At 70.8% G+C, this 19,489-nt stretch carries 19 protein-coding genes; 7 read left to right on the forward strand and 12 right to left on the reverse strand.

What is annotated here, in order from left to right; translation table 11 throughout:
* Positions 1-6 precede the first annotated feature (6 nt).
* Entirely contained in the window at positions 7-2,052 is a 2,046-nt protein-coding gene (locus tag ACFV9G_RS14335; RefSeq protein WP_378728133.1) for an acyltransferase family protein, read from the reverse strand.
* A gap of 147 nt (positions 2,053-2,199) precedes the next feature.
* Positions 2,200-3,507, reverse strand: a complete 1,308-nt coding sequence (locus ACFV9G_RS14340) for a D-arabinono-1,4-lactone oxidase (protein ID WP_378728134.1) — start codon at positions 3,505-3,507, stop codon at positions 2,200-2,202.
* 135 nt (positions 3,508-3,642) lie between these two features.
* Between ACFV9G_RS14340 and ACFV9G_RS14345 the strand changes: the two genes are divergently transcribed.
* The gene (locus tag ACFV9G_RS14345) at positions 3,643-4,851 is read left to right on the forward strand and encodes an amino acid deaminase/aldolase (protein WP_378728135.1); all 1,209 of its coding nucleotides are present in this window, start codon (positions 3,643-3,645) and stop codon (positions 4,849-4,851) included.
* 18 nt (positions 4,852-4,869) lie between these two features.
* Here ACFV9G_RS14345 and ACFV9G_RS14350 read toward each other — a convergent pair whose 3' ends face one another.
* Entirely contained in the window at positions 4,870-5,481 is a 612-nt protein-coding gene (locus tag ACFV9G_RS14350; protein ID WP_378728136.1) for a TetR/AcrR family transcriptional regulator, read from the reverse strand.
* A gap of 98 nt (positions 5,482-5,579) precedes the next feature.
* Here ACFV9G_RS14350 and ACFV9G_RS14355 point away from each other — a divergent pair, with 98 nt between their 5' ends.
* Positions 5,580-6,803, forward strand: a complete 1,224-nt coding sequence (locus ACFV9G_RS14355) for an alanine racemase (protein ID WP_378728137.1) — start codon at positions 5,580-5,582, stop codon at positions 6,801-6,803.
* A gap of 4 nt (positions 6,804-6,807) precedes the next feature.
* Here the strand turns inward: ACFV9G_RS14355 and ACFV9G_RS14360 are convergent, their stop codons facing one another.
* The 3 genes from ACFV9G_RS14360 to ACFV9G_RS14370 form a co-directional block, all read right to left on the reverse strand.
* Positions 6,808-7,710 (reverse strand): endonuclease/exonuclease/phosphatase family protein, encoded by a 903-nt coding sequence (locus tag ACFV9G_RS14360; protein ID WP_378728138.1) that lies wholly within the window; start codon positions 7,708-7,710, stop codon positions 6,808-6,810.
* A gap of 85 nt (positions 7,711-7,795) precedes the next feature.
* Positions 7,796-8,848, reverse strand: a complete 1,053-nt coding sequence (locus ACFV9G_RS14365) for a serine hydrolase domain-containing protein (protein ID WP_378728139.1) — start codon at positions 8,846-8,848, stop codon at positions 7,796-7,798.
* A gap of 7 nt (positions 8,849-8,855) precedes the next feature.
* Positions 8,856-9,587, reverse strand: a complete 732-nt coding sequence (locus ACFV9G_RS14370; protein WP_378728140.1) for a hypothetical protein — start codon at positions 9,585-9,587, stop codon at positions 8,856-8,858.
* A gap of 253 nt (positions 9,588-9,840) precedes the next feature.
* Here ACFV9G_RS14370 and ACFV9G_RS14375 point away from each other — a divergent pair, with 253 nt between their 5' ends.
* On the forward strand, positions 9,841-10,023 hold the full coding sequence (locus ACFV9G_RS14375; protein ID WP_378728141.1) for a hypothetical protein: 183 nt from the start codon (positions 9,841-9,843) through the stop codon (positions 10,021-10,023).
* Positions 10,024-10,105: 82 nt separating this feature from the next.
* Here ACFV9G_RS14375 and ACFV9G_RS14380 read toward each other — a convergent pair whose 3' ends face one another.
* Positions 10,106-10,558: a carboxymuconolactone decarboxylase family protein gene (locus tag ACFV9G_RS14380; RefSeq protein WP_378728142.1), complete on the reverse strand. Its 453-nt coding sequence runs from the start codon at positions 10,556-10,558 to the stop codon at positions 10,106-10,108.
* A gap of 140 nt (positions 10,559-10,698) precedes the next feature.
* Between ACFV9G_RS14380 and sigJ the strand changes: the two genes are divergently transcribed.
* The gene (gene sigJ, locus ACFV9G_RS14385; protein ID WP_378728143.1) at positions 10,699-11,580 is read left to right on the forward strand and encodes an RNA polymerase sigma factor SigJ; all 882 of its coding nucleotides are present in this window, start codon (positions 10,699-10,701) and stop codon (positions 11,578-11,580) included.
* Between the two features lie 13 nt (positions 11,581-11,593).
* On the opposite strand, the gene ACFV9G_RS14390 is transcribed toward sigJ, so the two are convergent.
* The 4 genes from ACFV9G_RS14390 to ACFV9G_RS14405 are packed head-to-tail and all read right to left on the reverse strand — an operon-like array spanning position 11,594 to position 15,496.
* Positions 11,594-12,856, reverse strand: a complete 1,263-nt coding sequence (locus ACFV9G_RS14390; RefSeq protein WP_378728144.1) for an FAD-dependent oxidoreductase — start codon at positions 12,854-12,856, stop codon at positions 11,594-11,596.
* Entirely contained in the window at positions 12,853-13,512 is a 660-nt protein-coding gene (locus ACFV9G_RS14395; protein ID WP_378728145.1) for a maleylpyruvate isomerase family mycothiol-dependent enzyme, read from the reverse strand. The genes ACFV9G_RS14390 and ACFV9G_RS14395 overlap by 4 nt, the downstream gene beginning before the upstream one ends.
* Before the next feature lie 5 nt (positions 13,513-13,517).
* On the reverse strand, positions 13,518-14,342 hold the full coding sequence (locus ACFV9G_RS14400) for a fumarylacetoacetate hydrolase family protein (protein WP_378728146.1): 825 nt from the start codon (positions 14,340-14,342) through the stop codon (positions 13,518-13,520).
* A complete protein-coding gene (locus ACFV9G_RS14405) occupies positions 14,342-15,496 on the reverse strand; it encodes a cupin domain-containing protein (protein ID WP_378728147.1) in 1,155 nt (384 codons plus the stop codon). The genes ACFV9G_RS14400 and ACFV9G_RS14405 overlap by 1 nt, the downstream gene beginning before the upstream one ends.
* Before the next feature lie 127 nt (positions 15,497-15,623).
* Between ACFV9G_RS14405 and ACFV9G_RS14410 the strand changes: the two genes are divergently transcribed.
* Both ACFV9G_RS14410 and ACFV9G_RS14415 read left to right on the forward strand, forming a co-directional pair.
* Positions 15,624-16,397, forward strand: a complete 774-nt coding sequence (locus ACFV9G_RS14410; RefSeq protein WP_378728148.1) for an IclR family transcriptional regulator — start codon at positions 15,624-15,626, stop codon at positions 16,395-16,397.
* A gap of 52 nt (positions 16,398-16,449) precedes the next feature.
* A complete protein-coding gene (locus tag ACFV9G_RS14415) occupies positions 16,450-17,247 on the forward strand; it encodes a hypothetical protein (RefSeq protein ID WP_378728149.1) in 798 nt (265 codons plus the stop codon).
* Between the two features lie 31 nt (positions 17,248-17,278).
* On the opposite strand, the gene ACFV9G_RS14420 is transcribed toward ACFV9G_RS14415, so the two are convergent.
* Entirely contained in the window at positions 17,279-18,187 is a 909-nt protein-coding gene (locus ACFV9G_RS14420) for a hypothetical protein (protein ID WP_378728150.1), read from the reverse strand.
* A gap of 383 nt (positions 18,188-18,570) precedes the next feature.
* On the opposite strand from ACFV9G_RS14420, the gene ACFV9G_RS14425 reads away from it, so the two are divergent.
* The gene (locus ACFV9G_RS14425; protein WP_378728151.1) at positions 18,571-19,443 is read left to right on the forward strand and encodes a S1 family peptidase; all 873 of its coding nucleotides are present in this window, start codon (positions 18,571-18,573) and stop codon (positions 19,441-19,443) included.
* Positions 19,444-19,489: the final 46 nt, after the last annotated feature.

A 19,489-nucleotide genomic window follows, 5' to 3' on the forward strand; every position in this document is an offset into this window, starting at 1 on the left:
CCACGATCAGTGCAGGATCGTCGCGATCCGGTCGCCGAGATAGGGCGCGAGGGTCGCGGCGTAGAGCGGCGAGATGTGGAAGCCGTCCTGGTAGACCTGCAGGTCCCCGACGACGGGGGAGCAGGTGTCGGGCTCGCAGAAGTAGTCGGTGAGGTCGACGCGGTGGGCGTTCGGGGTCAGCCGAACCGCGCCGGCGCTGCCGTCGTCGCGTACGACCCGGTCCCGGTCGCGCGCACAGGCCGACTCGGCCCCGAGCCCGGCCGAGTCGATGCACGGCTGGACCACACGTGCGAACCGGGTGGTGCTGCCCTCGAAGATCGGGCTGTCCCGGATCGCGATGACCGGCACCGACGGGTCCGGCCGGCTCGCCCAGGCCTCCGCGAGACCGTTGCTGAGCGCCTCGCCGGACGTCTCGTCACCGGTGGCCTCGACCGAGACCTGGCTGGAGTGGATGACGAGGTACGCGTCGATTCCCTGCTCCTCGGAGAGATAGGTCGCGAGCCGTGACTTCCACTCCCGGCACAGCTCGACCGTCGTCGCAGGAGCCCCGACGCGGTCCCGCGCGTTCCAGTGGCAGCCGGCGCGGCTGGCGACGTCGATGCGCCAGCCGCGCCGCTCGGCGATCTCGCGGTAGGCGGGGACGAGCTGGTGGTTGTGCGAGTCGCCGATCGCCAGGAGACGACGCGAGTAGCCCCGCGAGGGCCCGAGCGTGCACACCTTGAACCGCACCGGCCGCTCGTTGTTGGACCAGCAGCCCGACCCGTCGGGCGCCTGGTAGCCGAGACTGGCGTCGAGCAGCCGGTCCGGACCTTCGCAGCCGGCGGTCGCGGGGTCCAGAGCAGCGGCGCCGATGCAGCCCGCGTACCGCTTTGCGGCGTCGACGGCTGCCGCCCTCGCCGCGGCGTCCTGGCGCTCGACCACGCCTGCGCCGGTTAGCGCCCCGGCGGCGACGAGCGCGAGCACGACCGGGATGGCCACGAGCCGCCCGTGCCCGCCGAAGCGGGGCCGGATGCGGGTGACCGGCACCTCGACGTACCGGTGGGTGAGCCAGGCCAGGACCACCGAGACCGAGAGCACGACGACCGCGGCGAGGAGCGTGGTCCGGGTGGCGTACGTCCAGCTCAGCCACGCCACGAGCAGCGGCCAGTGCCACAGGTAGAGCGGGAAGGAGATGTCCGCGACGAACCGCAGCGGCCTGACCGCGAGGAGCCGCTGCGGCCCCCAGGCAGCCGACGACCCGGAGCCGATCACGACCAGCAGCGCCCCGCCGACCGGCCACAGCGCCCACGGCCCGGGGAAGAGCGCGGCGCCGTCGAGCACGAACCCCGAGCTCGCGACGAGCAGCAGCCCGAGCCAGGCGACCATCGGTCGCACGGGCCCGGGCGGACGGAGACGGTCCAGCCCCTGCGCGACCAGCGCCCCCACCCCGAGCTCCCAGAAGCGCGCCCCGGTGTGGAAGTACGCCACCTGCTGGTCGGCCGCCCCGAGCCGCCATGCGAAGTGGAACGAGGCCAACGTCGCCACCGCCACCACGAGCGCCAGCGCCACCCGGAGCCGCGCCCGAGCCACCCACCAGACCCCCAGCACGACCGCCGGCCAGACCAGCAGGAACTGCCCCTGCACCGCCAGCGACCAGAAGTGCTGCAGCGGGCTCGCGCTCGGCCCGGCCGCACCGTAGGCGAGCTGGGACCGGATCATCTCCCAGTTCAGGACGTACGCCGCCGATGCGGCGATCTCCCGCAGCGTCGAGCCCCACACCGACCGCGGCATGACCGTCACCATCAGCACCGCCGTCCCGGCGAGCACGACCAGCGTAGGAGCCGAGAGCCGCAGGAACGTACGCCCGTAGTGGTCGGCCAGGCGCAGCTCGGAGGCCGCGACCCGGCGGACGAGCGATCGGGTCACCAGGAACCCGGTCAGTGCCAGGAAGACGTCGACGCCGCCGGAGACCCGGCCGTTGCCGAAGAGGTGGAACACGACCACGAGCGTCAGTGCCAGCCCCCGCAGCCCGTGGATCTCGGCGATCCGCTGGGTGCTGCTGGCGCCTGGCATCGGGTCAGGCTAGGTCCGGCCGGTGACGCCCGGGAGACGCCCAGATGAAGCCGAGTCGGCGCATCCTGACCAATAATCCTGCCGAGTCGGCTCGTTAGAACGAGCCGACTCGGCACGATTTTCGGTGAAGTTGCGCCGACTCGGCGGTCAGGAGCCGAGGACCTGCTCGAGGTGGGGGTTGCCGAAGGTGCGGGACGGGTCTAGCTTGTCGCGCAGCGCGACGAAGTCGCCGAACCGCGGATAGCGTTCGGCCAGGTCAGCGGCCGAGAGCGTGTGCATCTTGCCCCAGTGGGGGCGGCCGCCGGCCTCGGTGGCGATCCGCTCGAACGCGGCGAAATACTCCGAACGCCACGGCGAGGTGGGCGCGGTGTGGATGGCGATGTAGACGTTCTCGCGCTCGAACCCCGTCGACAGCGGGATGTCGTCGGCGCCCGCGACCCGGACCTCGACCGGGAAGGAGATGTTCCACGACGAAGCCTCGACCGCACGCTGCAGCTCGGCGAGGACCTCCATGCCGACGGCACGCGGGACGGCGTACTCGCTCTCCACGAACCGCACCTTCCGCTGCGAGGTGAAGACGCGGTAGGAGATGTCGGTGAACTCGCGTGGCGAGAGGGCGGAGGCGGCGAAGCGGGCCAGCGGCTTCACCAGGCCGGGGACCCGGAGACCGAGTCCGACGGTCGCTCCGAACGCGGTGTTGGAGAGGAGCTCGTCGTCGAACCAACCGCGGACCCGGCCCACCGGCGCCAACGGGGTCTCCGGCAGCGGCAGCCGGGTGTTGTGCTTGGTCAGGACGCGGGTCGTGTGCGGGAACCAGTAGAACTCGAAGTGGTCGGTGTCCGACGCGTGCTCCTCGAACCCAGCAATGACGTCGGCGAGCTCACCGTTGCCCTCGCGTGCGCGCAGCGCGAAGAGCGGCTCGGTCTGGAGCGTGACCTCGACGATGGTCCCGAGCGCGCCCAGTCCCACGCGGGCCAGGTCGAAGACCTCAGGGTTCTCCGACTCGGAGCACGTGATCACCGAGCCGTCGGCGAGGAGCAGCCGCAGGCCGCGTACCTGGGTCGCCAGGCCACCGAAGCGCGCCCCGGTGCCGTGGGTGCCGGTCGAGATCGCGCCCGAGATCGACTGTTCCTCGATGTCGCCGAGGTTGGTCATCGAGAGCCCGAGCGCCTCCAGCGCGCGGTTGAGGACCTTGAGGCGGGTGCCGCCCCGCACGGTCACGAGGCCGGTCGTCGAGTCGGCCCGGACGATCCCGGAGAGACGGTCCAGGCTGACCTGGACGTCGACGGGCGACCCGATCGCGGTGAACGAGTGCCCCGCGCCGATCGGCCTGACCTTCCGCCCGGCCTCGGCCGCAGCCACGACGACGGCCGAGAGCTCCGCCTCGTCGCGCGGCGCCACGACCTCGATCGACCTCGTCTGCTGATTCCCCGCCCAGTTCTGCCACTCGCTCACGCGGAAAGGTTGGCTGGTCGAAGGCGTACGGTCAACGCCTGCGCCGATATCCGGGAGCCGACTTTCGCCGCGCGACGGCACAGTTGGTTACCTGCCGTTGACGTGAGCGCCTCCCGGGGCATAAACACTTGGGTCGTGGTCACGACTTCCCACCATCTCTCCGCCCAGCAGCACGAACGGCTCGACCGGGCGACCGCTCGTCTCGACGGACCCGTCGGGGCGGTGGACCTCGCGGCGTTCGACGCCAACGCCGACGATCTCGTGCGCCGTGCCGCCGGCACCCCGATCCGGGTTGCCAGCAAGTCCGTACGCTGCCGGGCGCTGATCGACCGGGTGCTCGCCCGCGAGGGATACGAGGGGATCCTGGCTTTCACGCTGTTCGAGGCGTTGTGGCTGGCCGAGACGCACTACGACGTCGTGGTCGGCTACCCGACCGTCGACCGAGCCGCGCTCGCCGCTCTCGCGAAGGACGAGGAGAAGCTCGCCCGGGTCACCCTGATGATCGACAGCGCCGAGGGGTTGTCGCTGGTCAAGGCCGCGATCGGCACGCCGGCCGCCCCCGTACGCGTGGCCATCGACCTCGACGCCGCGCTGGTCATCGCGCGCCGCATCTGGCTCGGCGCCCGCCGCTCCCCGGTCCGCACCCCCGAGGATGCTGTCGCCCTCGCCCGGATCGTCGCCGAGGACCCGGACTTCCAGCTGGTCGGACTGATGGCCTACGAGGGCCAGGTCGCCGGCACCGTCGACCGGCCGCGCGGCGGCAACCCGCCCGCGGCCGTCATCAGGAGGATGAAGAAGGCCTCGATCGCCGAGATCACCGAGCGCCGCGGGAAGATCGTCGCCGCCGTACGTTCCCTGACCGACCTCGAGTTCGTCAACGGCGGTGGCACCGGCTCGATCGAGTCCACCCACGCCGACCCCTCGGTGACCGAGATCGCGGCCGGGTCCGGCCTCTACGGCCCGACCCTCTTCGACCGCTACGACGGCTTCACGCCCCACCCCGCTGCCTACTTCGGGCTGAGCGTCGTCCGCCGCCCCGCGCCCGGCATCGTCACCGTCGCCGGTGGTGGCTGGATCGCGTCGGGCCCGCCCGGACTCGACCGCGTCCCGAGCCCGACCTACCCCTTCGGACTGGAGTACGTCGGCACCGAAGGCGCCGGGGAGGTCCAGACGCCGCTGCGTGGGCATGCCGCCGACGAGCTCGCGATCGGTGACAAGGTCTGGTTCCGGCACGCGAAGGCGGGTGAGGTCTGCGAGCGGCTCGACACGCTCCAGCTGATCGAGGGCGACTCGATCATCACGGTCGCGCCGACCTATCGGGGCGAGGGCCAGACGTTCCTGTGACCTGCTGGGTCAGGCCGGTCAGGCCGGGTCGCCCAGCAGCATGACCCAGCTCTCGGTGAGCAGCTCGCACATGCGGTCGTGCTCGACACCCCAGAACCCGTCCGCCCAGCGCTGGAAGAGATAGTCGAGCTGGCCGACCGCCAGGGCGCCGCGCAGCCGCCGGCTGTCTGCGTCGAACCGGTCCGCCTTGTCCAGGCCCGTGCTGACGTCCTCGATCGTCTCGTCCGTCCAGGCGTCGACGATGCGGGTGAGATCGGGATCGACGGCCTGGGCGGCCCGGGCGATCGTGACGATCGGACGCACCTCCGGCCACCGGGCCACGGCCTGCCGGATCCAGGCACCGAGCTGTTCGCTGGTGCCGGCCGCCACCGCGTCGGCGAGGCCGCCGAGCGAGCTGCCCCGCGGGGAGCGGAGCTGGACCAGCTCGTCCTCGAGGCGCTCGGCGATCAGGGCCTTGATGACCTCGGACTTCGAGGGGAAGTAGGCATAGAACGTCACCCGAGTTGTGCCTGCCGCCGAGGCGATCTCGTCGATCGTCGTGGCCGCGTAGCCGCTCGCGACGAACCGATCCATCGCCGCGTCCAGCAGGAGCTGGCGAGTCATCGCCCTCTGAGCTGCGCGGTTGGCCATGGCGTCACGATAAGCGACACCGATACCTGCCCGGGGATTTCCACGGTTTCTCGAAAACTCGATGTCTCGCAGCTGGGCCGTCGGTAGGTTCTGTCTCGATGGACGATCATGTGACTTGGGCGGACAAGGGCTTCTGGGAACCGGGGGAGGCCGTCGGTCTCGACGCGTACGCAGCCTCCGGCCGTAACCTCTTCGACGGCTCGTTCACCTGGCCGGCGATGGTGCTCAAGAAGGGCGCGCTGGAGCACAACATCGCGACCCTCGCGGGCTTCGCGGAGGAGCACGGTCTGCTGTTCGCTCCGCACGGCAAGACCACGATGGCGCCCTCGCTCTACCAGCGGCAGCTGGACGCCGGCGCGTGGGCGATCACCGTCGCCTCGCCCAGCCAGGCCCTGGTCGCTCGCCATGCCGGCGTACGCCGGGTCATGGTCGCCAACGAGATCCTCGACCACAGCGCTCTGAGCTGGGTGGCCTCCGAGCGTGCGGCCGACCCCGAGTTCCTCCACCTGCACTGGGTCGACTCGGTCGAGGGTGTCGAAGCGGCGGCCGAGGCGTCGGCACTGGTCGGCGTCGAGGACCGGCCCATGGCCGTGCTGATCGATCTGGGTTTCCCGGGCGGGCGCACGGGCTGTCGCTCCGTTGAGGAGGCCGTCGACCTCGCGCGGCTGGTCGACGCCACGCCGGGCGTGCTCCTGGCGGGGGTGGCCGGCTACGAGGGCGGGCTGCACACGGCGGAGGCGGTCGGTGACTACTTCGACCGTCTCAAGGAGCTCGCCTCGACCCTTTTCACCAAGGGCCTGGTCGCCGGCGACGCCATCGTCTCCGCAGGTGGAAGCGCCTTCTTCGACGTCCTCGCCGAGCGCTGGTCCGCGGGCTGGCCGGACGGGATGACGCCTCGCCAGGTGCTGCGCAGCGGTGCGTACGTCTCCCACGACCACGGGCTCTACGCCGGCGAGACGCCCTACGGCCGCATCGAGGGCACCCTGGACCCAGCCATCGAGGTGTGGGCCCAGGTGATCTCAGCACCCGAGGAGGGGCTGGTCATCGTCGGCATGGGCAGGCGGGACGCGCCGTACGACCATGGCCTTCCGGTCGCGCTCGCGGTGCGGCGCAACGGCTTCGGTGGCGCGGAGCCGCTCGAGGGCACCGTCGAGAAGCTGGCCGACCAGCACGCCTTCCTGCGCACCGACGCCGGACTGCGGCCCGGCGACCTGGTCAGCTTCGGGATCTCGCACCCGTGCACGGCGTTCGACAAGTGGCGGCTGATCCCGGTCGTCGATCTCGACTACACCGTGACCGACCTGGTCCGGACCTACTTCTGAGGGTTCAGACGATGCCGGAGAGTCGCACCCGGACCTGATAGAACGCGCCGTGGTCGGTGGCCCGGCGGGCCGACGGGCCGGAGTAGACCCGATAGCGGTCGGGCCGCAGCGACGGGCTGAGGAAGGCCTGGTCGATCGGCGCCCGGCGGGCGGTGGCGCACTTCTCGTGCGTCGCGAGCGGGCTCGCCAGACCGGTCCCGGGCGAGGTCAGGTCGCACAGGATGTCGTTGCGCTGGTTGAAGTCACCGGCCACGACCATCGGCACCTCGGCGCGCGCGACCACGTCCTTGACGATCCGCGCGTTCACGTCGCGCCACTGCTTCTGTCGAGGAGCCGACGGGATGCTTGCCGGGAAGTGCACGGGGAGGACTCCCACCCGCTGGCCCGAGGAACGCTCCTCCAGCACCACCACAGGTGCGGTGACGCGGGCTCCGTGGCGGTAGTACATGGTGACCGTGTCCTTGCTGACCAGCCGGAACACCGAGCGGCGGTAGAAGACCGCGTCGTCGGTGGCGTCGGGCGTGGAGACGAGCGCGTACTCCCGGCCGTACGACTCGAAGGCCTCCCGCTGCGGCGCCTCCACCTCGGCGAGCACGCCGAAGTCGATGACCGTACGCCGCAGGTGGCCCACCACGATCCGCATCCGCGGCACGCCGTCGAGCCGTCCGGCGGCAGCACCCCCGGGCGCGGTGTGGTGGTCGGCCCAGGCGTTGAGCCACGCGAAGCGCTGGAAGCCGGGCTGCACCGGCGCCGCCTGGGCGACCTTGACGGTCGGGCCGGCGGAGGCGGTCGTCGGGACGAGGAAGCTCAGGGCGACGCCGAGGACGCCGCAGAGCGCGACCGCGGGCACGATCGCGCGCATCAGCTTGGCGCGATCCGGGCCCGAGGTGATCGGTGTGGGGGACACGCCTACCGACGGTATGAGTCCGCCGTGTGCGCCGAACCAAACGCTTTCGAATACTCGGAAACCTCGGGTGAACTCCGGCGACGGGTCAGGCCGGTGGCGCGATCTCGGTGGTCACCAGGTCGGCGAGGCGCTGCGCGGTGCTGAAGTCGGGGGTGAGGCGGTTCTTGGTGATCGCGAACGAGATCCCGGTGGCCGGGTCGGCGTAGGCATAGCTGCCTCCGCCGCCCGGCCAGCCGATGCGACCCGCCGGGTAGCCCAGAGCCAGCTGGGCGGGGGTGCCGAAGACCTGGTCGGTGCCCTCGAAGGCCACCGCCGACAGCTCCTCGAGCTGCTCCGGGGAGATGAGCCTGCCGTCCAGCATCGCGGCGTACGCGGTCGTGATCCCTCGTGCCGTGAAGGTGCCCACCGACGGGACCTCGGCCCGGAGGAACCGCGGATCGTTGCCCATCGACGCCCTGGGTCGTCGCTCCCAGGGCGCCAACACGCCATCCGGTTCCGCTGCTTCTGCTGGAGGTGGCTCGGCGTCCTCGAGCCGGGCGAGCCGGGCGAGGTCGCTCGGCGGGACGCCGAAGCGCAGTTCGCCGGTGACCTCCAGAGGAGCGGCGACCCAGTCCTCCAACAGCCGACCCATCGGCTTCCCGGTGATCCGGCGGGCGATCTCGCCTATCAGGAAGCCGAACGTGAACGAGTGGTAGCCCGTCCGGGTGCCTGGGGCCCACAGCGGCACCGCTTCGGCAAGCGCCGCGCAGACCCGCTTCCAGTCGGCCAGGTCGCCGGGGCCGAGCCCGCGGGGCATCGCGGGTACGCCGACCGTGTGGGTCAGGACATGGCGCAGCGTCGCGGACTCCTTGCCGTGCACCCCGAACTCCGGCCACACCTCCGCGACCGGCGTGTCGTAGCCGACCAGGCCGTTGCCGACCAGGAGATGGGCGACCAACGCCGCCATCCCCTTGCCGGTGGAGAAGCTGAAGAACAGCGTCTCCGCGGCGACCGGCCGCCCGGTCCCGCTGTCGGCGACGCCGGCCACGGCCTCCACGACCCGGCGGCCCCGGTGGTCGACGGCGACCTGCAGGCCGGTCTCGGCTCCGGTGGAGACGAGCTCGTCCAGGACGTACTGGACTCGGCGCTGGAGAGTCATCGCCGGCTTACAGGTCCATGAAGATCAGGGCGCCCGCGATGTCGGCGGTGCCGTAGTGGAGGTAGTCGTCGACGGTGTCCTCCGGGACGCCCTTCTGTGCGGTCACGAAGCCGACGACGACCGCCTTGGCGGAGTCCTTGGCGACCCACTTCCCGATCACGTCGTCCGCGACGAGGCTGCCGGTGGGCAGGTCGATGTCGGTCTCCTCGACCGACTCCGCGGCCGCCGTCGCCTCCGCCTCGCTGTCGAAGACGTAGATCACCCGGAGCATCCGCAGCTTGCCGCCCTCGGCGGCGTGGATCCCCATCGCGGCGTAGCGGCAGCCCTTCTTCTCCAGGGCCGCCGACGCGATCGGCCCGCAGTCCGGATAGTCCTGGGCGGCCACGTACGTCGCGTTCATGCTCACGTCACCGAGCTTGAAGTTCCAGTCGCCCTCGAAGAGCTCCGCGGCCAGCCCGCCGGGCGCGGGCGCCGCGGACGACGGGTCCGGCGAGGTGGTCGGTGTCGCGGTCACCGTCACCGGGCCCGGCCTGGTGGTCGGGTCCTCGTCGCCCTGGAGGACGACGATCGCCGCAGTGATGATCACGCCGATCACCAGCACCCCCGCGATCGCCGCGAGCCCGATCACGATCGGCCACGGGTTGTGCGGCTTCTCCGGCGGTGGTGGCGCTCCCGGGGCGAACGAATTTTCGTTCGCCTGCCAGCCGGCCTGGGCCCCGAGGTCCGGGGCAGGAGGCATCGCGCCGTATCCGTCCGGTTGCGACGGAGGCGGCGGTGGTGGTGTCGGTGTCGTCATCGGTCCCCTTGCCGAAGTGAAGATCCCGTTGGAGAAGCGTTCCCGCGGGGTTCCACAATTCTCGCGTACGTCCCCACCACCGCTGCTACTTTGCCGCGAGGCGCCGACGGCTGGGCGCCATCTCGACTCCCTGCATCAAGGATCCCCCATGCACTTTCGCCCCGTCATGCCCGCCGTCGACGAAATGAGTCAGTAGATGGAGACCAAGTGGAAGGTTCTCATCGTCCTCGGCACCGTCGCGGCGATCTGGGTGATCCTCGAGCTGCTCGGGTTGATGGCCGACGTGATCTTCGGGCGTTTCCTGCAGAGCTATCCGGTGGCCCTGGCCATCGTCGCGCTGGCGGTCGGCTACCTGCTCGGCCGGGACAGCAACCGGTAGGTCCGAAAGTAGTTCGGGACGGTCCGGCCCATCTACCCACGGGTAATGGGCCGAAACGTCCCGGACTAACTCGTTCACGCGGTCACGGCGCGACCGGGTAGTGGCTGGAGATCGCGATCCGGTTCCAGGCGTTGATCGCGATCGCGACCCAGGTGAGCGCGGCGATCTGCTTGTCGTCGAGGATGCTCCCGACGTCGACCTTGGGGGCGGCGGCGGTGTGCAGGTCGCCGATGCGGGTGATCTGCTCGGCGATGGTGAGGGCGGCCTGCTCCTCGGGGGTGAAGTACTGCGACTCCCACCAGGCGGCGACGACGGCGAGGCGGTCGCTCGTCTCGCCGTTCTTGAGGGCGTCCTGGGTGTGCATCCGCAGGCAGAAGGCGCAGCCGTTGATCTGGGAGGCGCGGAGCTTGACGAGGTCGACGGCGAGCCGGTCGACGCCGGCGACGGTGATGGCCTCCTCGACCGCCTCCTCGACGGCCAGCTGGGCCTTGTACGCGGCGGGGAAGAGCTTGGTGACGTTGACGTTCGCGAGCATCGGGGTCCTTCGGGTCTGGCCCGCTACCGCGCGGGCACTCACCGGATTGACGAGGTGGCCGAGATGAATGTGAGGTCGCCACCTCACATTCGCGCTGTCTGCCTCGTCACAGTGAGCGAGCGCGAGAGAAAGGTGCCACGATGCCTGACATGGACGACCTGGGCGAGGTGAAGGTCGAGCGCCGTCGCCTGATCGCGCTCGCCTACCGGCTCCTCGGCACGGTCGAGGAGGCCGAGGACGCCGTCCAGGAGACCTACCTGCGGTGGTACCGCCTCTCCGACGACGAACGGGCCGCGATCGACAACCCCGCCGGCTGGCTGAGCCGCGTCACCAGCCGGGTCTGCCTCGACGTGCTCAAGTCGGCCCGCGCCCGCCGGGAGAGGTACGTCGGCCCGTGGCTGCCCGAGCCGGTCCGCCCGGGTTTCCTGGGGTCGCCCGAGGATCCCGCCGATCGGGCGACCCTCGACGACACGGTGAGCACCGCCCTGCTGGTGGTGCTCGACGCGATGACCCCGGCCGAGCGGGTCGCGTTCGTGCTCCACGACATCTTCGCCGTCCCGTTCGGTGACATCGCCGCGGTGGTCGGTCGCTCGCCGGCCGCGGTGCGGCAGCTCGCCGCGTCGGCGCGACGCCGGGTCGCCGAGCAGCGCGCCGACGTCGCCCCGCTGCCCGAGCACGACGACGTCGTCCGCGCCTTCGTCTCGGCAACCGCGGGTGGCGATCTCGGCCGGCTGGTGACGCTGCTGGACCCGTCGGTCGTCCTCCGGTCCGACGGTGGCGGCCGGGTCAGCGCGGCCCGCAACCCGGTCAGCGGACCGGAGCGGGTCGGCCGGTTCCTGCTCGGCGTACTCGGGAAGCACCCGACCTGGACGATCAGCACCGAGCCCACCGCCGACGGCCTCGGGTTCACGCTCGTCGAGGACGGTGCTCACCGCGGGGTCGCCAACCTGCGGGTCGTCGACGGCCGGGTCACCGATGTCTGGATCGTGCTCAACCCGGAGAAGCTCGGCGCCTGGCGCTGACCTCGGACCGGGCTCAGACCAGAGACGCGTCCGCGGACTCGAGCGGGATCGGCCGGAACATCTCGGGCTCGTCCTCCGGCCACAGCGCGGTCGTGGAGTAGAGCCAGTCGATCATCGAGTAGTCGCCGGTCTCCCGTGCCCGCAGGAGCGCGTTGCGCTGCTCGCGGGGACGCCCGTCGAGGTGCCAGAGCACACCCCACGCGCGCGAGGTCTCCACGACGCGGCGGCAGTGCTCGGGGCGTACGGCCTGGTAGGCGGCGAGGGCACGGTCCCAGTCGAGCGAGCCGTCCTCGGCACGGAGGCGCCGGACGTGCTCGCCGAGCACCCAGCCGTCCTCGATGGCCATGATGGCGCCCTGGGCGATGTACTGCAGCGGGGGGTGCGCCGAGTCGCCCAGCAGAGCGACGCGGCCGTGGACCCACTGGTCGATCGGGTCGCGGTCGTACATCCGCCACCACTTGTCGCGCCACATGTGCGCCAGGCCGTCCTGGATGAACGGGGTGGTGGCGGCGAAGGCGGCGTCGAGCTCGTCGGGCGTGCCCCAGTCCTCCTCGCCCGCGAGCGCCTTGGGCGACTCGAAGACGGCGACCTGGTTGAGCAGCTCACCGCCGCGCAGGCCGTAGTGGACGAAGTGGCAGTCCGGGCCGATGTGCACGACGACCTCGGCGAGGTCGACCTCGGCCCCGCGCCCGGAGTCAGTCGGCATGGTGCCGCGATAGGCGACGTACGCCGAGGAGACCGGCTGGTCGCCGGCGAACTTGTAGCGGGCCGGGGAGTGCAGGCCGTCGGCCGCGATCACGAACGGCGCGGTCTGGGTCGAGCCGTCCTCGAGGTGGACGGTCGCCTCGTCCGAGCCGGCCGTGTAGTCGACGATCTTGGCGTTCGTGACGAGCTCGACGCCCGCGTGCGAGGCCGCCCGCAGGAACATCGCATGCAGGTCGGAGCGGTGGATCACCAGGTAGGGGTAGCCGTAACGCTCCTCCATGTCGCGCAGGTCGAGCCGGGTCAGCTCCTCGCCGGAGACCGCGTCGCGCATCACCATCGCGTCGGGGACGACACCGAGCGACCTGGCCTCCTCCAGCAGCCCGTAGTCGTCGAGGATGCGCGTGCAGTTGGGCGCGAGCTGGATGCCCGCCCCCACCTCGCCGAAGGCGGATGCCTGCTCCAGCACCCGGACCCGCAGGCCCTGACGGGCCAGGGAGTACGCCGCGGAGAGCCCGCCGATGCCACCCCCGACCACGATCACGTCGGTCGCCTCGGCCGATGAGCGCGTCACAGCCATGGTCCCAGCTCCGGTGCGTCGACGAGGCCGTGCGGCCGCCCGGCGAGCCAGGCGGCGACCTCAGGCAGCGAGCCCGTGACGCCGCGCAGGTCGTCGTCGGAGAGGCCCCGCTTCGTACGGATCTCGCCGGCGAGGGCGAGCAGGAAGTCGTCGGGCAGGTCCGCGAAGGTGATCCCGACCCCGAGGTCGACGGCGTGGACGAAGACCTCGCGGGCGCGCATCCACGGGACGTCGCTCGCCTGGCGGGTGACCAGCTGCGCGGTGATCACCTCGTGCTCCCACTGCTCGGGGGTGAGCCGGTCGATGGTCGCCTCGAGCTCGGCGACGCCGCGGAGATACCAGGCGCGCAGCTCGTCGGCCGGACGGGTCGCGGCCGCCTCGATGTCGGCGTTGCGCTGCTCAGGGGAGGCGTACATCCGCTTCTCGACGCCGGTCTCGGCCCAGGAGAGGAGGTTGCCGAGGGCGTCGGCGTTGGCGGCGACGTGGCCGACCAGGTGCTTGCGGGTCCATCCCGGCAGCTGCGAGTCGGCGTCGAAGTCGGCGACGGAGAGGCCGTCGATGCCGCCGGTCAGCAGCGCGGTGCCTTCGGTGACCCAGCGGCGGGCGTCGTCGAACGTACGCGTCGGGGTGGTGCCGATCAGGACGGACATCGCGATCAGCCCTTCACGATCGTGTTGGTGAGGGTGCCGATGCCCTCGACAGTGATCTCGACGGTCTCGCCGCCCCACAGGAACTCCTGCGGCGAGCGGGCGTGCCCGACCCCGCCGTTGGTGCCGGTGAGGATCAGGTCGCCGGGGCGCAGAGTGGTGATCGTGGAGACGTAGCGCACCAGCGCGACCGGGTCGAAGAGCAGGTCGGACGTGTTCGCGCTCTGCTTCTCGACGCCGTCGACGGTCAGCCGCGTGGCCAGCTCCGGGCGTACGCCGCCGGGCAGCTCGTCCGGGGTGACGACGTAGGGGCCGACGGGTGTGGTGGCCTCCCACATCTTGCCCTGCAGCCACTCGCGGGTGCGGAACTGCCAGTCGCGGACCGAATAGTCGTTGGCGGCGGTGAAGCCGGCGATCGCGGCGACGGCCTGCTCCTCGTCCGCATGGCGCACGGTGGAGCCGATGACGATGGTCAGCTCGCACTCCCAGTCGAGCTGCTCGGTCTCGGCCGGCTTGGTCACCGGGTCGTTCGCGCCGGTCAGCGTGTCGGCGAACTTCGCGAACAGCACCGGGTATTCGGGCAGGTCACGGCCCATCTCCTCGATGTGGCTGCGGTAGTTGAGTCCGACGCAGACGACCTTGCTGGGGTTCGGCACCACGGGCGCGAAGTCCGCGCCCTCGACCGGGTAGTTCACCGATCCCAGAGGCAGGTCGGGCGAGCCGGCGGCCAGGTACGCGCCCACGTCGGGGTGGCCGAGGTCGACAAGCCGGTCGCCGTCGAGTCGAACCCCGCGGGTGCCGTCTGCGGTGCGGATGGTGGCGAGCTTGGGCATCAGGAGTCCTTCTGGGTTCGGTGGAGGCGGAGCGCCTCGAAGACGGGCGCGTCGGAGAAGCGGAAGAGGTCGAGTGCGCCGGAGTCCGAGTCTGTCGTGCCCGCCTCGGATCTGGCCGAGAACGGCTCCCACGAGGGAACCACGAACAGGTCGCCGCGAGCCACGGTCCAGGACTTCGTACCCACGGTGACGACGCCGGAGCCGTCGAAGACCTGGTAGACGCTGGACCCGGTCTCGCGCAGCGGCGCGGTCTCGGCGCCGGTGGCGATGCGGTGGAACTCGGCGCGCATCGTCGGCAGTACGTCCCCGCCGGTGGCCGGGTTGGTGTAGCGGACCGCCGCGTGGCCGGGCTCGACGGTGCCGCCGTAGCCCTCCTTCTCGAGCGCGAGCTGGTCGGCGAGCGCCCGGTCGGTGAACTCCCACTTGTACGAGAGCAGCGGGCTGCCGGGGGCGGTGTGCGTGACCGCGACGGGGGAGAGGCCCGGGTGGCCCCACAGCCGCTCGGAGCGGGACAGGTCGGGCGTGACCCGCTCTGCCGAGGAGATCTCGTCGCGGCCGAACTCGAAGAACTGGGCCTCGGTGGCGTACTGGAACGGGATGTCCAGACCGTCGATCCAGGCCATCGGCTCGGAGGTCGCGTTGTGGTGGGCGTGCATGTTCCAGCCAGCCTGGGGCAGGAAGTCGCCACGGTTCATCGGGACCGCATCTCCGCCGACGACCGTCCACACGCCCGAGCCCTCGACGACGAAGCGGAAGGCGTGCTGGGTGTGGCGGTGCTCGGGAGCGTCCTCGCCGGGCATGAGGTACTGGATCGCCGCCCATAGCGTCGGCGTCGCGAACGGGCGGCCGCCCAGGGAAGGGTTGGCGAGCGCGATCGCGCGGCGCTCGCCGCCGCGGCCGACGGGCACGATCTCGCCGGCCCGCCCGGCCAGGCGTAGGAGGTTCTCCCACTTCCACAGGTGGGGGACGGCGCGGCTGCGCGGGTGGGCAGGCATCAGGTCGCCGATCTCGGTCCACAGCGGGACCAGGAGCTCCTGCTCGAAGCCGCGATAGAGGGCTTCGAGCGCGGGCGAGACGGTGGGCTGGTCCTCGGCCTCGACGGCCTTCAGCCTCACCGGCGAGGCGGAGGTGGTGGGCGCGGGCGTGGTGTTCATGGTCACAGCGTGCTGGTTCCAGGCGTAACAGAACAAATAATTCTGCTCTAAAGAACACTGGGCTCGGTCAATCTCCTGCGGAGCCGAGCGATAGGTGCCAGGTTTGGTGTGATCAGGAAGAGGTGGGATGGACAAGCCGCTGAAGACACGGCCCCCGTACGCGATCACCAGCGTCGACCACGCACTCAAGCTGGCGGCGATCCTTCAGCTCGAAGGCCGCTTGACCGTCTCGGAGGCAGCGGCTCGGCTCGACGTGGCCCGCTCCACCGCCCACCGGCTGCTGGCGATGCTGGTCTACCGCGACTTCGCGGTCCAGGACGAGGACAAGGTCTACCGGGCCGGACCGGTGCTGGAGCTGGCCGCCCACTCCCGCTCGACAGCATCCCGGCTCCGCCAGGTCGCCCTGCCACATCTGCAGCGCCTGGTCGACCTGCTGGGCGAGTCCGCCAACGTCGCCGTGCGCACCGGCGACACCTGCCGCTTCATCGCCTCGGTCGAGTCGCCCCAGTCGCTCAAGGTCGGCTCCCGCGAGGGCATGGTCTTCCCCGCCCACCGCACCACCGCGGGTCTCCTGCTCCTGGCCCAGATCTCCGGGGACGAGCTCGCCTCGATCTACTCCCGGGAGAGGTACGCCGACCACCTGGCCGACCGCCCGGACATCGAGGCGCTGCGTACCGAGCTCGAGCGCGTACGCCGCAACGGCTTCGCCTTCAACGACGGCCGCTCCGAGCGTGGCGTGGTCGCGGTCGGAGTCCCCGTCCGTGGTTCCGGGGGCGACGTCGTCGCCGGGATGTCGATCTCCATGCCCAGCGTCCGCTACGACAAGGAGTCCCTGCCGAGCGTCGTCGCCACCCTGATGTCCGGCGCAGCGGCTCTGGAGCGTGACCTGAGCCAGGGGTGATCTCGGTCAAGTTGGTGCCGGTTGCGTCGGTTCGCGAGTTAATCTGGGCCCAATGAGCGACACCCCGCCCTCCAGCGACACCCGAGGAACGAAACCGGCCCGCATCGACTGGCTCGCGACCGCCGCGGGTGCCCTCGCTGCCGTCACCTCCGCCGTGCTGCTCTCCACGCTCGGTGCCGTCGGCACCCTCGTCGGGGCGGCGCTCGGCAGTGTCGCGGCGACGGTTGGCGCCAACCTCTACTCCCAGTGGCTCGCGAAGGGCCACGAGAAGGTGGTCAGCGTCCACGCGCTGGCCCGGTGGCGGTCTGCCGGGCTCGCCGGCGCGCGGGCCGGCTCGGAGCCCGTGTCCGAGCAGGCTTCGGACTCCACGGCGGACGCCGCGTCAGAGGTTGCTGAGGGCGACGACGCTGAGCCGATGCCGTCGTGGCGGGAGCGCTTGAAGGCTCTGCCCTGGAAGCGGATCGCCCTGCTCTCGCTGGCGATGTTCGTGGTCGTGATCGCCGCGATCACGATCTTCGAGCTGCTGGCCGGGCGCAGCGTCAGCGCGATCGTGGGCGATGGGGACAGCAGCACGACGATCTCCCGGGTGACCGGTGGCGGTTCCGACAAGCGCGACGAGAAGCAGGGTGAGGATCCGTCGCCGGGCGCCACCGCGACTCCCGAGGAGTCCGCGAGCACCGAGCCCTCGGAGTCGGCCGAGCCGTCCGAGACGTCCGAGCCGTCCGAGACGGCCACGACGGAGACGCCGAGCGCCGAGCCGTCGGCCTCGGCGAGCACCGAGCCGTCGGCACAGCCGAACGAGGGCGGCGTCTCGGCGGAGCCTTCGCCCACGGCCGAAGCCTCGCCCTGAGCAGGAGATCAGGCGACTCCGTGAGCCGGGCTCACATCCGGAAGAGGATCTCCGCGCCGAGATCGGTGTTGCCGTAGGACGTGTATTCCTTGCCCTGGGCCTCGGTGATGCCGTCGGTGGCCGTGACCATGGTGTACACGACGTACTTCCCGTAGTCCTTCACCTTGAACCAGCCCTGGGTGTAGTCGGGCAGGGAGGCTTCCGCGGGCGGGATCACGTGCCGCGGCTCGATCTTCTTGGCGGCCTCGCCGGCGGCCTCGACGGTGCTGAAGTCGTAGATGAAGTGCGTCATCCGCAGGTTGCCCCGCTGAGCCTTGTAGGAGACCCGCACGGCGTAGTCGCAGCCGAGGGTGCGGATCGCCGGCTTGAGCGTCGCCTTGCAGCCGGAGTAGTCCTTGCCGCTCAGGTAGCGGGCCTTCAGGGTGACATCACCGTAGGTGAACTCCCAGGGACGAGGGACGTCGGCCTTGGCGAGGTGTTCGGGGCCGATGGTCGAACGCGAGGTGGTGGCGCCGTCGCCGGGGTCGGCCGGGGAGCTGGTCCCGGGCCAGTCGGGCTTGCCGCTGGACTCACCGCTGACGTCGGAGCTTCCGCCACCCTCGCTGGCCGACCCGCTCGGTGTCCTGTCTGCCGAGGCCGTGTCGCTCGCGGTCGGTGCTCCGGCGGTCGTGGCCGCGTCGTCGCCGCGGGTGAACAGGGCGTAGACGACCACCCCGCACACGACCACGAGCGCAAGGGAGACGGCGATCGTCAGGACCTGGCGCAGCGGCCCGCCCTGGCCGGCGCGCTCCTTGCGGGCGTTGAACGCCGGTCGGTTGCCGCCCATCTCCTCGGAGAGCCCGATCAGGCGCTCGTTGTAGTCGAAAGGGGCAGGCTGCTTCTGCGGCTCCTCGTCAGGCGCGCCCGAACCGGGGGAGCCTGGGGGCGGCGGATACGGCATGGGGTTTGTCTACCATCTATCAACGGTCGCCACGCCGAAGGCTTGGAAGACGGACGAAATCCCGCCGATTCCCCGCTCGGGCAGCGAGATGAACACGGATACCCACCGTACGCGGCCCGGGACCCGAGCACCTACAAGTTGGCAATGCTTACCCAATCCTCTGCTGCCGGCGCGGCGCCGAAAACCCTGCGGAATCGCGTGTTGCTGCATTGCAAGGATTCGATGAACGAGTCTTTGCAATGCAGATTCTTGGGGAATCGAATGTGGTGCGCCCCAAAGGAAAGAACACGAAACTCAGTTACCTGCCCCCGGTAAACAGCGAAACCCGTGGTTTCGGGGGCGGAAGCCCGCAACACGTGGGCCTTTCCCCCAGGAGGAGACGTATGAGGTTCGAACGCACCACCTTCCGTCCCCGCACGATCGCCGCGCTCGCCGCGGGTGTGGGTCTCGCGGCCTCCGCCGCCGTCGCCGTCCCGGCAGCTGCCGCGGACGCCGAGTTCAGCAAGGCCGAGGTCGCGTCGGTCAAGTCGGCCGTCGCCGAGTCCGCCCCGGTCGGCTCGTCGTGGTACACCGACCCGGCCACCAACAAGGTCGTCGTCACCGTCGACTCGACCGTCTCCAAGGCGGAGATCGCCGAGGTCAAGGAGGCCGCGGCCGAGAAGACCAGCCAGGGCGACCAGGCGGTCACGGTCAAGCACACCAAGGGCGAGTTCACCCCGCTCATCGGTGCCGGTGACGCCATCTACGGGGGCGGCTACCGCTGCTCGCTCGGCTTCAACGTCAAGGTCGGCGGAGCCGACTACTTCCTGACCGCCGGCCACTGCACCAACGACGTCTCGACCTGGTACGCCAACTCGTCCCAGAGCACGCTGCTCGGCTCGACCGCGGGCTCGAGCTTCCCGGGCAACGACTACGGCATCGTCCGCTACAACTCGACCATCTCGAAGTCGGGCGGCTTCACCGCGGGCACTGCTCGGGTCGGCCAGAGCGTCACCCGCGACGGCTCGACCACCGGCGTGCACACCGGCACGGTGACGGCGGTCAACGCCAGCGTCCGCTACGCCGAGGGAACCGTCAGCGGCCTGATCCAGACCAACGTGTGCGCCGAGCCCGGTGACTCCGGCGGCGCGCTCTACTCCGGTTCGACCGCGCTGGGTCTGACCTCCGGCGGCAGCGGTAACTGCAGCAGCGGTGGAACGACCTTCTTCCAGCCGGTGACCGAGGCGCTCAGCGTGTACGGCGCCACCATCTACTGATCAATCACAGGTACGCCGCGGGGCGAGGTGGTTTGCGCCACTTTGC

Origin of the sequence: Nocardioides sp. NPDC059952, from assembly GCF_042730435.1 — a bacterium.
Classification (GTDB): Bacteria; Actinomycetota; Actinomycetes; order Propionibacteriales; family Nocardioidaceae; genus Nocardioides.

Excerpts from the sequence above, each read along its gene's own strand:
- ACFV9G_RS14335 (WP_378728133.1), bottom strand. The coding sequence starts at position 2,052 with ATGCCAGGCGCCAGCAGCACCCAGCGGATCGCCGAGATCCACGGGCTG.
- ACFV9G_RS14350 (WP_378728136.1), bottom strand. The coding sequence starts at position 5,481 with ATGGCCAACCGCGCAGCTCAGAGGGCGATGACTCGCCAGCTCCTGCTG.
- ACFV9G_RS14355 (WP_378728137.1), top strand. The coding sequence starts at position 5,580 with ATGGACGATCATGTGACTTGGGCGGACAAGGGCTTCTGGGAACCGGGG.
- ACFV9G_RS14365 (WP_378728139.1), bottom strand. The coding sequence starts at position 8,848 with ATGACTCTCCAGCGCCGAGTCCAGTACGTCCTGGACGAGCTCGTCTCC.
- ACFV9G_RS14370 (WP_378728140.1), bottom strand. The coding sequence starts at position 9,587 with ATGCCTCCTGCCCCGGACCTCGGGGCCCAGGCCGGCTGGCAGGCGAAC.
- ACFV9G_RS14375 (WP_378728141.1), top strand. The coding sequence starts at position 9,841 with ATGGAGACCAAGTGGAAGGTTCTCATCGTCCTCGGCACCGTCGCGGCG.
- ACFV9G_RS14380 (WP_378728142.1), bottom strand. The coding sequence starts at position 10,558 with ATGCTCGCGAACGTCAACGTCACCAAGCTCTTCCCCGCCGCGTACAAG.
- sigJ (WP_378728143.1), top strand. The coding sequence starts at position 10,699 with ATGCCTGACATGGACGACCTGGGCGAGGTGAAGGTCGAGCGCCGTCGC.
- ACFV9G_RS14395 (WP_378728145.1), bottom strand. The coding sequence starts at position 13,512 with ATGTCCGTCCTGATCGGCACCACCCCGACGCGTACGTTCGACGACGCC.
- ACFV9G_RS14400 (WP_378728146.1), bottom strand. The coding sequence starts at position 14,342 with ATGCCCAAGCTCGCCACCATCCGCACCGCAGACGGCACCCGCGGGGTT.
- ACFV9G_RS14405 (WP_378728147.1), bottom strand. The coding sequence starts at position 15,496 with ATGAACACCACGCCCGCGCCCACCACCTCCGCCTCGCCGGTGAGGCTG.
- ACFV9G_RS14410 (WP_378728148.1), top strand. The coding sequence starts at position 15,624 with ATGGACAAGCCGCTGAAGACACGGCCCCCGTACGCGATCACCAGCGTC.
- ACFV9G_RS14415 (WP_378728149.1), top strand. The coding sequence starts at position 16,450 with ATGAGCGACACCCCGCCCTCCAGCGACACCCGAGGAACGAAACCGGCC.
- ACFV9G_RS14420 (WP_378728150.1), bottom strand. The coding sequence starts at position 18,187 with ATGCCGTATCCGCCGCCCCCAGGCTCCCCCGGTTCGGGCGCGCCTGAC.
- ACFV9G_RS14425 (WP_378728151.1), top strand. The coding sequence starts at position 18,571 with ATGAGGTTCGAACGCACCACCTTCCGTCCCCGCACGATCGCCGCGCTC.